The sequence below is a fragment of the Sulfidibacter corallicola genome, from assembly GCF_017498545.1.
In the GTDB taxonomy this organism is placed as follows: Bacteria; Acidobacteriota; Holophagae; order Acanthopleuribacterales; family Acanthopleuribacteraceae; genus Sulfidibacter; species Sulfidibacter corallicola.
The window spans coordinates 7,113,826-7,125,308 of sequence record NZ_CP071793.1 but is presented as its reverse complement, the minus strand read 5'-3'; the positions used below and the strand labels follow the sequence as shown (position 1 = coordinate 7,125,308).

Genomic DNA, 11,483 nt, shown 5'->3' with positions numbered 1-11,483 from the left:
ATTCAAGGTGCTCCCTTTGAAACAGAAATTTCGAGCTCAATAAAACGATCATTTTCATCGAAGTACCACCACATCCCTACGACCTTTGCAGGAAAGGAACCAAAATATCCTAGTTCAGCATAGATGTAACCGCCAGCTTGTATTTCTTTTGGCCACCACTCCTTCTCGTAACAGAAGCTGTGATATCGCTTTTCGTTTTTGTATTCAACTTGAGGGCGTGGCCTACTTTTGTTCTCGTGGTAAATTTTCCTAAACAACTTGTTATCTAAAAAATCCTTTACCAGCTCAACATCAGAGCCCAAGGTGATGTGTTGCAAAGCTTGTTTTCTTATTTCTGTTTTGCTATTCTTTGGGGATATAACAATCATGTTTTCTGGAATACTTTCACTAGAACAGCCAAAAATTACAAAAGGTAACAAAAGAAATATCGTTCCTCGTTTTGTGTTCATGATTCTCTCATGGTGACAAATGGCACTTTTTGATTTTGACTTTACCACATTCTCTAGAAATCCCCCTATACGTATCACAGTGGGCGAGAAGCAGCGGATTCTGAGAACTGACTATCGAACCAACAAATGTACGGTTCTTCCATCCCTCCTAAGATTCGCGGCTCTTGCCGGATGGTCGACTACGAATACGAGCTGCATATTTCGAGATTTAGCCCACCCTGCCTTGGCAGCAATGGCCTCTCTCAGGTATCCGCGGGAATTCGACAGCGGGCTATGGCCAGCGTCGGCCTCTATGCCCAGGGATTTTTCTTCCGCGAAAGCAGTGCGATAGGTGATCACTCCATCGGGCAAACCAACGTTGTAGTGGTCAGGTGAGTTCGGGGAAAGAGTACCTTGATTGATCCGGGTCTGTTCGCTTCTCAAGTCCCGCTCGGATCGGAAACCCACCACCTCTGCGCCTTCCGCTTCTAGTTTCAACATGATTTGCCGTAGCCCTTCAGCCAGGATGAGGTCGTGTCCGAGCTCCCTCCGTTTGTATGCAGGGGCGTTTCCTTGCTCCTTCGATTTGGGAACCCACAAATTCACCGGCACGCCTGAATGGGTGTATTCTCGAATGCGCTTTAGACTTGCGCTCCCCTTCAATTGTTCCAATGCCTCCTTGGAATGTGGATCCATCGGAGCCAGCTCCGGGGCAAACCCCACTGCGGTTAAGACGGTATGTAACTGTTTCTCTCGCTTATCGATAATGGTCCGGTCTTTATCGGTCGGCCTGTTTAGAAGAAGGCGGCCTTTGGCCGTTAATTTCAGGCTACGCAATTGGGGGGTCACAATCAAATCTCTGGTTTTGAGATTGATTAGGGCAGTTTCGATTTCCGTTTTGGTGGCAGGGGACTTTACCTTGCTCGCTGGTTGCCCAATGTGGTTTTCGGGACTGAGGAGGGGGGTATGATCCTCGCCAACAGCTCGCCACAACAGTTGCCAGTCGAGCGGGCTCAATCGTGCCTCTGGGATGGTCGAAGCAGGATGCCGCTTAGGAACATTTTTCCTTCGTGGGTTCTCCAGGTAGACCGCTTCTCCAGCAGACGTCAGCTTTAAGTTGGTCAAGGTGACCGGGCTGCGGCCCTTTTTGACGACGAGACCCCTTTCGATTAGCTGACGACAGGCCTCGGCGATATGGGCATCCAAGTAGGGCTGTTCTTGGATGTACCGGATTTCCCCTTTGGTATCGAGATAAAAGGCGACGTGTTTCGGAAAAGTCAAAACATCGTGGCTACCATCTGGAAGGACTCGCGTCAATCTCCGGGCTCCCTCCCCAGTCCGTTCTTGTCTGAGCTTAAAGGTCTTCATGGAACTATATTCGGCCAAATCAATTCCTCGATGCTCACCGTCAACCTTCCATGCTGCATAAGTGTAGGTGGGCACCCACGTCTCATCCTGCTTGGTTCGATCCCCATTTGAGGAGACTCGTACCTCGCCATGCTTGCCAATGATCACGCTAGAGATCCCTTGAGAGTTGAACACCCTCTCGGAACCGTCCCCAAGCGTGAAGTTCGCAAGGAAATCGCGACCCATCGGTGTGATCCTTACTCGATTTGGTATCCGCTTCTCAAATTCGACAAACGCCTCGCCACTTTTTCCCAGGAACAAATACATGGCGGCTATGCGGTTGGAAATGAATCGAATGCGGGGATTTTCTTTTTTGAAACGACGTTTTTCCGAGGCGTGCGGCCGGATTACAGTGTGGCAGTTACTCATGATCGCTGCCAAAACTGTGCGCTCCAGCTCAGATAGGCGTTTTGGTCTTTTGCCTTCCTTTCGGGATAATATTGTTGACCCGAGGTGGCCAGAAACGCTCGAACTTTGCGAGTCCTGAGCGCTGGCTTTACCCTTTATGGGTGCTGGTAAGGAATAGACCCCGCAACGACGAGGTCGGCGCGAGTTCTCCTCGGGATTGTCTTTCCAGTCCGTGGTCCGCTCGTCCATTCCTGATTTCAATACATCACGCAGCGTCATTTTGCCTCCCTATTTGGGTGGAGCAGATGACTTCCACCATGAGCCTGGATACCTACGCCAAGAAAAATTAACAATTTGAAAACAACTGTTTGAAGCGATTTTGCCGCTACCAGTCCCAACCAGAAGGCGAGGGCCAATTGGGCACCCGATAGCCACAGTCGTGACCCCATTTGGCGGTGTACTACTTGGAAATAGCTGGGAAGTCCCTCGTAAAGGGCCATGAGCCAACCGTGAAGAACCGCGTATTCCTGCAAAAACGCGAGGATGGGTTGAAGAATGAAGTATCCATTGGGCACGAGGACCAAGAAACCGCAGAAGGCGCGCACTGCCGTCCACCGATCGAGGGTGGTGGCGGGCTTGGTAGGTTTTTTCACGATGATGCCTCCAACGTCAAAAAGGGGCCGCGCTTTCGCGCGACCTGATCACGGTCATGGTTTAGTCGAGGACCAACACGCGGTCATGATCCTTGGCGAGTTCAGGTGCGCGTTTCCAGTTGGAACTCGCGATGATCGTCGGCATGCCATGCTCACTGGCCCAGGCCGATGCTTGTTTGGATGATTGTTGGTCGCGTTGCCGCTCTCTGCCATCGACGACAAGCGAGATGGCGCGGCTTTGACCTTTGGGGGTTTTATATAGAAGGATTCCGTCGGGAAGGCGGTCAGGCCTTTCGGCGAGTTCAGGGCGTTTCTCGATAAGTCGGGCTCTGTCCCAAAACTCCATTTGGGTCACGCCCTTTCCGCGCAGACTGCTTGCCAATTCATGGTAGGTCGAGGCAAGCAGCCACTTTTCTTCGAAGCGGGGACCCGTTTCGGGCGCTCGTGATTGGTTTTTGAATTCAGCCATGCTCGGATCTGGAAGGTAAAACTGGAGTTGGCGGCCATCGGCCATGGTCGCAGTGCGGGATTCGGTCAACAGCGTTTTTTCGAAGGCCGCATAGGCTGGGCTTTGCCGCTGGGTGGCAGCGTTTTTAGGTAGGATCCCGAATTGTCGCAACATGGTGGCAAGATGGCGTTGCTCTTGAGCGAAAATCTTCCGCTCGGATCTCTCTTGCTCAAACACCAGTTGACGTCCAAGCGACGTAAGCTTGGCATCGTCCGGTGTTTTCCCTGCAACGAGGCCCTTTTGATAAAGATTCTGGAAAGCGGCTTCCAGTTCTTTGATACCGGCAGGGGGGATTTTGCGGGTTTTGATTTGGAAGGATTTGTCGAGATAGAAACTGTCGAAATTGCGAGTCGAAGGTACTCGACCTTCGATGTTTTCGCGAAAATGGGTTCGATTGTGCCGGGTCGCGGTTTCGAGTTTGAAGCTAAAGTAACGATCGAATTCACTCAATTCCTGTGGCATCGGACCCGGCCGACTCTCTCCTTTGGAACCGTGCAACACTTGATAGGCCACCACAGCCGAGGGGTGCAGGGATCGCCCTTTGATTTCTGGTCGCGGATCGATGGCCTCGACTTTTCCGGATTCTCGGTCCCAGTAATAGGCTTGGTTGGCGTGGATGGATGCCGATCTTTCTTTGAGATGGGGGATGTGGACACCACTCCGGGCCTCGGCCCGAACGAACAGGCCGTCGTTCACGATGTCTAGACGGTTGTCAGGACTTCGGCGAAGGAAATCCATGTAGGACTCATTCTTGTCACGCCGTAGTGTTAAATACCGGATGGCGTGCTCTGGGGATAGGGTTTCGGCCGACTTGGTGACACGTTGCGCTGTGAGAATCTCCGTCAATTGGCCTGACATTTTTTGAAGGATTTGCTTTTCGACGTGATTCAGGTCTGACCATTTGGTCAAGGGTTTCTCGGGTCGTTTTGATGGCTCGAATTTCCCCCGCTGGATCAATAGCGCGAGTTCTCGTCCTAGCGGTGTGAGTCGGGTTTCGGGCAAGGAGGCTCGCTTGGGATCGGAGAATGCGACCAATCCCTTTTTCTGAAGGATGCGAAGTGCATCCCGAGTCCAGGTCTGGTCCATGGGATTGAGCATGGCCCTGCCCATTTCGCCGGTACGATTCACGGTGTAAAAGCTGAAATGGCGGTCAAGGTCAAATGTTCGCGCGGGTTTCAGCAAGGATTTAGCGGTGTAGGATACGTGATGGTGAATCCGATCTTCGTTTTTGGAAAGCCTCATGGTCATGCGGTCGACATAGTCAGAAAGCGGAATGCGACGCGCTTCCCCGTCGACCTTCCAACTCGCATAAATGGATGCAGGAATTCGAGTCTCCCCGGTTCGTGGCACACGCTGATCGCTCTTTGGGTTTTCGAGGCGGACGCGATCGCCTCCGGTCCCGGCAGACAGGAATACCGCAGTCCCCTTCTGAAGGTAAAACTGGGTCTGGTCGCCACGCTGCGGATGCTTGAGAGAGGCACGGATTTGGTCGCCGATTTTCTCGACCTGAACCCGGTGTGTCCAAGGTTCCCGCTGGAGAAAATCGTTCAGGGTTTTTTCGCGGCCTGCGTGAAGGTACAGGTAGCGAATCGCGGTTTCGTCGTCGTGAAGGGTGCGACCCTTTCGGCGTAGGTCGCGGCGCAAGTCAACGCGGTTCCCAAGCGCCGCCTCGCGTTGCGCGGCGACGGCGAAGAGCACGTCTTGCTCGTATTCCGTCAGGCCTTCGCGAAGAGTTCGATGGCGCTCACTGGAGACAAGTTCCTTGGCGGCTTGGAGTGGATCAGGCGCTTTTTGAGAGGTTAATGAATCGCGGGACGCCATGCTCGTATCTCGAAATGAATCCGGCTGGGGGTCCTGCCATCGGTAGGTGAATTCGCCTTGGGATCGGTTGGTTCGGTGGTCGGTTGGTTTCTCTGGCATTTCCGTTCGGACAGTGGCCAGTTCCGGCATGCACACCTCCTGAGTTGGGCGAAACACGTTTCACGTTTGGTAGGAAAAGTAGGAAGACACCTCCTTGCGAACTGCCGCGACCCAAATCGATGAGCCGCGGCTGAGATTGCAGGCTTAGGGTTTAGAGATCACGATCGAAAAGCGCCGAAAACAGCCAAAAGATTTTGACCAGTGCGTCCATGGTTCATCTCCTTTCACTTGGGTTTGCGCGGTGGTTTGAATTCGAGGATGTCAGCTCCTTCATCGAACCAGTCGCCTAGCAGGCCGTCGTTCTTTTGAGGGGCGAGATCCGGGTCATAACCGTCATCCTCGAGGTCGAAGTCTTCGTCATCGAACAGGTCTGAATCCACCTCCTGCGGTTGATGTTCTTCAGCGCGTTCCAAGACGGGAATGAAGCGGTAAACCCTGGCGTGTTGGAACCTGGCGATGGTGCGCACAACCCCACCTCGCTCAAATTGGATCAGGCGCTGTTGCAACAAATGGGCGATACGTTCGTGGGCCAGGGACCATTGATCACCGAGAAGAAAAATGACCAGGCGGATGACAGTTGCGGCGTGGTGTTTTTGGAGGTAGTCGAGCACGAGGGGATCGAGTCGATCCGTCATGGTTTTCGCACAGGCTTCGCACAGGGTCTGTTCAGTGCATTTGGGGCAGCGTTGGCGGTAATCCATCAGGCCACCCCCTGGCGAATGAGGGTGACGGTGGCGGAGAGATCGGGCTCGTGGTGGGGATGGTTTTTCGGTACTTCTTCCTGGCTCGGGTTGATGGGAACAATGCGTCCGTTTTGTCTCAGTTGAAGGAAGAGGTTGATCGTCAGATCGCGTGTTCTCCCCTCGGCGTTGACGACCCGATAGCGACCGAAATGGCCAGGGAGTATTTGAAGGAGAACCCCTTTGCGGCTGGTTCGAAAATTGGGGCGGAAGTATTCATTGACGAGGCCCCAGAAATCACCATTGGGTTTCGATTGGCAACGGACGGTACCCAGGTTTTCCATGCGGCTGAGAATGTGTTCGACACGATGGGCCACCCGTGCATGGGTTCGCGTCAAACGGTCACCGAGAACCTCGAAAACGATTTCGTCGACCGAGATTTCACCCTTGGCGAGCAACTGCTCAATGTGCACCCACAGAAGGTCGTCGATGCGTTGAGAACAAGGCCCGCAGTAAAAGCAGGGGGAACACTCGGAACAGGCATAGTTGAGATAGGTTTTGAACATGGTACACCTCGCGATATGGGGACTGGCCCCGATTTGAGGCGGCGGAGGTGACGGCGTTCGGGCAGGTCAAGGCCGGGAGGGAGCGTGCGAACGGAGGCCTTGACCTGTCGGGTTGCCGGCACCACGATGGACGCCGATCGGGAGCCAGTCCCAGCGAGGTGTGCGGGATATTTGGTCGGTTGAATGCGGGCTGATTGATGTAGGGCGGGACATCAGGATGGCACCTACAACCCCGCACGAGTCATTGGTACATCAGTTGTATTTGTTTCGAGTTCAAGCCCACAGGTGACAACATTTGGATTGGGGTATGACGGTGACTTCGACGATCCAATCCAAGGGTCATTTATGGGCATGCGGTAATGGATCGTGATTGGCGCCCGGAAGCGACGCAGCCCGTTAGGGCGAGTACGCTGAGTGGGCGCCAATCATCTGTGGGTACATCTACCCCTCGTTGTCCTAACTATCTGAGAACACGTCACCAAAAACTTATTGGTGACATGTATGTACCGAACAACCAGGGCAATCGGGGGGAGGCAAAATACCAACAACAAAAACGGCTCCTACTAGTTGATGGTGCTGAAAATCGGAGTTGAAATGGGGATGATGGTGTGAATCAGGTCGAAAAATCGGAGGTGAGGGCCGAGGGAAGAGCCAGTTTGAGCTCGATTCGAGGGTTGATAGTAGATTTGAACGCGTTCAATTTGGTTTCAAACTGATTGCAGAGGGTGACCTTGTTGGCTCGGGGTGTGATCCGCCCTTGCATGAAACAACCTTGGTCGAACTCTCGACCGGGACCATCATCCTCAAGAATAGCGTTCCAAAAGTGCGGTGAGATCTTCCATGAATTTGGCCCGGCGCGATTTGTTGATGGACTTGAACTGGACAACGGCCGCGAGGGCGATTTGGTCCAGGCCGCGGGTGGAAGGTTCGTAAATCAGGGTCAAGGTTTCGGAAAGATCAGAGAGCAGATGCGGCGGAGAAAGCAGCTTGGTGGCGTATGTCAAATGTCCTCCTCGATGCGTCATGTTGAGTTGGGAGTGTGGCCAAGACTCACGCCGGTGGCGCCTTCAGTTTGATTACAACACCAGCGAAAAAAAGGCCGCGCCTCCCTCCGAATACGCAAAGGGCACCCGCTGGTTCCATCAACAGAAATATTCGCCGGCAGCCTTGAAACCAAAGGAACCCAGGAGGGCAAATCGGGAAAAGTGAGAGCCGGGCCACTTCCCAAAATAGGGCGACTCAGGTTTCGGGGAGCATCAAAAAGGCCCGGTTCGGATGGCTGCAGGCAGGGCCTGTGGTCTGGGGTCCCGCAACGCTTCCGGCTCGCAACGGCTCTTCATTTTCCGATAGGGATTCTCGCTCACCACAAAAAATGGCGAATGGTGGCCTGGGACCATTCGCCATGTGGCGGTGTTCGATTTTTAGATGATTGGTTGGATTGCTATCGAGGAGATTCACCGCGAATTAGCAGGGTTTCCACGTACTCAAGTGATGATTTCCGCCCCAATCGCATCCTCGATCTCCCAGAACGTTTCCTCTGCATGGGACATGTAATCTCCCGCTTGGTAGTAGGCCTTTCCGATCCAACCTTGGATGCCCGCGTCGTTGAGGTCGAAACGTTTTGCGAGCTGATAGAACCGTTCCGCTGTCTGTTCGAAGGTTTCGGATTCAGCTTGCTGTTTCTCATCGATGTTGGAAAGAAACCGGACCACCTCCGCGTTCAACGATGCTTCATCACCGATGTTCAAGAACACCAACTCGTCGATTTTCCAAGTGTCGCGGCGAGCCATGTTCCTGAGCGCATCTGGTTCCAAACCTATCGCACCAGGAATCGGGTCGGTGAAGAAATTTTCCGGCATCGTTTTCAATTTAAGGAACGAAATCCCGCTGTGGGTTTCGAAATGCTCGCGAATCGAGGGGAACATTTTCAGCATGTGAAGGGTCAATTCTTTGCGGTCCATTTTTCACCTTTCTACTACGATGTTGGGCCTGTTCGGGTCAAGCCTCTTTTTGGTTTGTATGGGATCGGAAAAGGCGCTTTTGCCTTCGGGTTCGCTCTGAGCAAAAAGAAAAAGCCCCCCGGATTCGAGGGGCCTTCGCGTTAAACCGCTGCCGCCAGTTCGTCATATTCGTTCGCTTCTGCGTGTCGCTCCAGTTTGAATTGGACGCCGTTGAAGTAGATTCGTTCGGGTCGATCTTCTTTGCCTTTTCCGCCTTTGATCGCCTTCGATTGGCCGAGCGTTCCGACCACTTTGATGGTGTCGCCTCTCTCGAGTTCGGACTCGATAGCTTCGGCCAGGTCACCGCGGAATCCTACGAAGCAATCCAGGCTTTGGGCGCCGCCTTTCGCGTCGGTCTTGATCAGGACAGAGATGTAAGGGGCCTTGTTCTTGTCGGTTTTCAGGTCGCCTTTCCAAGCTACGGTTCCGGTGGTTGCGAATTTGACAGTCATGGTGTGCCTCCTTGGATGTGTCAGGGGGTTTTCCCCTGTTGTTGCGACCCAAGAGGCGGGCAGGTTCCGCGCGGTCCACAAAAAACGATGCGGCGGAGCGAAGCGGAACCGTGTCTTTTTTTGTGGACCGGGTGGGTTCTGTTCGTCAGCGTCGCAGGAACAACAGGGCAAAGCACCCGTCATCCAAGCGGGGTAGCCATCCATGTTGGCTTTCGCGCACCGGACCGGGCTGGACAGGTACCGAGAGTCGACAAACGAGGGCCGTGGAACCTTCGACTGCAAGTCGCGCAAAGTGGCTGCCCCAACTGGATGTTTGCGGGAGACGTGGTGACCTGGAAAATCATGTGGGAATCGGAAGTGACACCGTCAGGTCGGGATATTCCGGCATCGAAGGCGGCGATGGTGGTAAGGAAGGTCCGCGACCGAGTCATCAAGGTGTCAAAGGCAAACCCATGTTGCGTGGACCGGCCGGCGGGATGCGAGAGTTCGAGATGACCGGGCCCGTGATTGAGGAAGGGTTCTTCGAGGACGGTCCTCGTCCAGAAAAGGCCCTTGTGGAAAAGAAGCCGCCGGACCGACTCCAGGTAAAGACCCAAAGTGCATCAACCATCAAGACGCCACCAAGAGAGAGATGTCCAACCTTCCCGGTCAATTGGGTTTTATGTCACAACGAGGTGGGCCTGGACTCCCAAAAACCCCCCTTCTTGTCATTCAAAACGGGATGTCTTCGTCGAAAAAGTCAGTCTCCGGTGCCGGCTCACAAGGTTTTGATGGGAGAATCGGAAACTCGGAAGAAGGCCGTGGCGGGTCAGGAACAAGTGGGATTTCCATCCAGGCGTAGGCACCGTCGACGCGGTCGTTTGGGTATTGGCATTCGAAGAATTCGTTTTTTTCTATTTGCCGTGCCTCGGTAATGGAAAAATGGTCATCCGCCCAGACGGCGACCAGAATGACGTGGCCGATTGGCGCCTCGGCGATCGGTTTCCATAGGGTTCTCATGATGTTATCTCCTTCAATCGTTTTTTTCGATCATGGTTCCTGTGTCTGACCGACCATTGAGAAAAGGCCAGGCGATTTAGAGTCACCTGGCCTCGAAAGATCCATCAAGCTTGAAACCCTTCTTCGAGCCGTTGCGCACGAGAATCCCGTTGACGAACCCCGGGAACGAACCAATCCTCGGAGATCTCCTCACGAGGTTGACGGTAATTGGGCTGGTTGTTTGGAAGCCGTATCCATTGCTGGACGGTGTGATTCCAATAGGTTCTCCCGTTGCGGCGAACGCGATCCAGGCTTCCGCGAAACTCGAACCTGGCTCGCTTTTCAAGTTTGGCTTCGATGGCTTTGGCCTTCGGCCCCCAGATGGCGAGATGTTCGTAATTCGAATGGCTTAAGGCGCTTGCACGACGCTCACGGACGGTGATGATTAGGCCGTTTTTGACGGATTTCCAACTGACGATCTGCCCAACGATAGTGAATGTACGCTGCATGTTCGACCTCCTGAAGCGGGGTGCCCCCCGGAATTGGCGGCCCAAAAGGCGGGTCGGGCGGAGCCGTCAAGATTCGGGGAGCCTGCGAGCCGCGATCTTGACGGCTTTGGCAGACTCGCCAACATCGGGCCAGTTCCGGGGGGCGCACCGAGGAAGTGTCGAACGTAGAAGGCGAAACGCATCGGCGTGCGGAAAGGTCTACCTGGAAAATGTCATAGATTCAGCACCAGGAGTGATGAATTCACAAGCGATGATGAGTTCTACCAAAACAACAAAAGAACCTCGCCTACCAAAATTCCTGATTGATAGTCTTGATGGTCAGCGATGATGTCGAAACAGCACGCGTATTATTGGAAAAGATAGGGTTAAACCGAGTGGAGGCCATGAAAGAAAGAACCATCAGGAAAAAATGAAATTTTTTTCGCCATTCCCAATTGTATTCGCGTATACTAATGACTGGCATGGAGGTAAAAAGGACGCTCATTTGACTCACGGAGAAATAAAATGAGCAACAAAAAGAAACAATATCAAGTCTTGAAGCGCAGCACGATCAAAGGATGTTTGTGGCGATTCGCCGCTCTGCTTTCCCAAGTCCGCAATGATCCTGAATCGGTCAGGAGCATCATCGCCCAAATCGAAGAGGACATCGATCAGGCCGCAGTCCCACCCGAGTGGTTAAGCGAAAGTCAAGTCGCCGCCCAGTATCCTCTTGGAGTCAAGACCCTCCAGCAACTCCGACACGAAGGCCGCGGGCCGGCGTACCACAAGTTGAGCCGGAGCCGAAACGGCCGAGTCGTCTACAAGCGCCTGGATATCGAAATCTACTTGGCCAAATGCCGCGTCGAAACCGAGGACCAGGTAGGGTAGTGGGGAGAGGGTGTGCCCCACTCATCTATAAGATTTTCGATCGGTGGGTTCAATTGCTTCCCTCAAGTCGGTATTGGCCACGCTATTGCCATCCATCGACCCTGGGCTTGCATTACCAGCTCTTGGTGTCACCTTCGTGACAAATTTGTCAATACGTTGACAAAGTA

11 protein-coding genes are annotated in these 11,483 nt (G+C 53.5%); 1 reads left to right on the top strand and 10 read right to left on the bottom strand.

Annotated elements, in window-relative coordinates; genetic code table 11:
- Nucleotides 1-2 precede the first annotated feature (2 nt).
- The 10 genes from J3U87_RS22200 to J3U87_RS22155 form a co-directional block, all read right to left on the bottom strand.
- On the bottom strand, nt 3-449 hold the full coding sequence (locus tag J3U87_RS22200; protein ID WP_237377961.1) for a hypothetical protein: 447 nt from the start codon (nt 447-449) through the stop codon (nt 3-5).
- Between the two features lie 111 nt (nt 450-560).
- Nucleotides 561-2,462: a hypothetical protein gene (locus J3U87_RS22195; RefSeq protein ID WP_237377960.1), complete on the bottom strand. Its 1,902-nt coding sequence runs from the start codon at nt 2,460-2,462 to the stop codon at nt 561-563.
- Nucleotides 2,459-2,836, bottom strand: coding sequence for a hypothetical protein (locus J3U87_RS22190; protein WP_237377959.1), 378 nt, complete (start codon nt 2,834-2,836; stop codon nt 2,459-2,461). The genes J3U87_RS22195 and J3U87_RS22190 overlap by 4 nt, the downstream gene beginning before the upstream one ends.
- Before the next feature lie 61 nt (nt 2,837-2,897).
- The gene (locus tag J3U87_RS22185) at nt 2,898-5,294 is read right to left on the bottom strand and encodes a hypothetical protein (protein WP_237377958.1); all 2,397 of its coding nucleotides are present in this window, start codon (nt 5,292-5,294) and stop codon (nt 2,898-2,900) included.
- Nucleotides 5,295-5,488: 194 nt separating this feature from the next.
- On the bottom strand, nt 5,489-5,965 hold the full coding sequence (locus J3U87_RS22180) for a hypothetical protein (RefSeq protein ID WP_237377957.1): 477 nt from the start codon (nt 5,963-5,965) through the stop codon (nt 5,489-5,491).
- The gene (locus J3U87_RS22175; RefSeq protein ID WP_237377956.1) at nt 5,965-6,510 is read right to left on the bottom strand and encodes a hypothetical protein; all 546 of its coding nucleotides are present in this window, start codon (nt 6,508-6,510) and stop codon (nt 5,965-5,967) included. The genes J3U87_RS22180 and J3U87_RS22175 overlap by 1 nt, the downstream gene beginning before the upstream one ends.
- Nucleotides 6,511-7,313: 803 nt before the next feature.
- Nucleotides 7,314-7,514 (bottom strand): hypothetical protein, encoded by a 201-nt coding sequence (locus J3U87_RS22170; RefSeq protein ID WP_237377955.1) that lies wholly within the window; start codon nt 7,512-7,514, stop codon nt 7,314-7,316.
- Between the two features lie 480 nt (nt 7,515-7,994).
- A complete protein-coding gene (locus J3U87_RS22165) occupies nt 7,995-8,378 on the bottom strand; it encodes a hypothetical protein (RefSeq protein ID WP_237377954.1) in 384 nt (127 codons plus the stop codon).
- 233 nt (nt 8,379-8,611) lie between these two features.
- Complete coding sequence (locus tag J3U87_RS22160; protein WP_237377953.1) at nt 8,612-8,962, bottom strand: hypothetical protein; 351 nt, start codon at nt 8,960-8,962, stop codon at nt 8,612-8,614.
- 1,103 nt (nt 8,963-10,065) lie between these two features.
- Nucleotides 10,066-10,449, bottom strand: coding sequence for a hypothetical protein (locus J3U87_RS22155; RefSeq protein WP_237377952.1), 384 nt, complete (start codon nt 10,447-10,449; stop codon nt 10,066-10,068).
- A 504-nt stretch (nt 10,450-10,953) separates the two neighbouring features.
- Between J3U87_RS22155 and J3U87_RS22150 the strand changes: the two genes are divergently transcribed.
- Nucleotides 10,954-11,316: a helix-turn-helix transcriptional regulator gene (locus J3U87_RS22150; RefSeq protein WP_237377951.1), complete on the top strand. Its 363-nt coding sequence runs from the start codon at nt 10,954-10,956 to the stop codon at nt 11,314-11,316.
- Nucleotides 11,317-11,483 lie beyond the last annotated feature (167 nt).

Coding starts and splice junctions, on each gene's coding strand:
- J3U87_RS22200 (WP_237377961.1), bottom strand. CDS start 449: ATGAACACAAAACGAGGAACGATATTTCTTTTGTTACCTTTTGTAATT.
- J3U87_RS22195 (WP_237377960.1), bottom strand. CDS start 2,462: ATGACGCTGCGTGATGTATTGAAATCAGGAATGGACGAGCGGACCACG.
- J3U87_RS22185 (WP_237377958.1), bottom strand. CDS start 5,294: ATGCCGGAACTGGCCACTGTCCGAACGGAAATGCCAGAGAAACCAACC.
- J3U87_RS22180 (WP_237377957.1), bottom strand. CDS start 5,965: ATGGATTACCGCCAACGCTGCCCCAAATGCACTGAACAGACCCTGTGC.
- J3U87_RS22175 (WP_237377956.1), bottom strand. CDS start 6,510: ATGTTCAAAACCTATCTCAACTATGCCTGTTCCGAGTGTTCCCCCTGC.
- J3U87_RS22160 (WP_237377953.1), bottom strand. CDS start 8,962: ATGACTGTCAAATTCGCAACCACCGGAACCGTAGCTTGGAAAGGCGAC.
- J3U87_RS22155 (WP_237377952.1), bottom strand. CDS start 10,449: ATGCAGCGTACATTCACTATCGTTGGGCAGATCGTCAGTTGGAAATCC.
- J3U87_RS22150 (WP_237377951.1), top strand. CDS start 10,954: ATGAGCAACAAAAAGAAACAATATCAAGTCTTGAAGCGCAGCACGATC.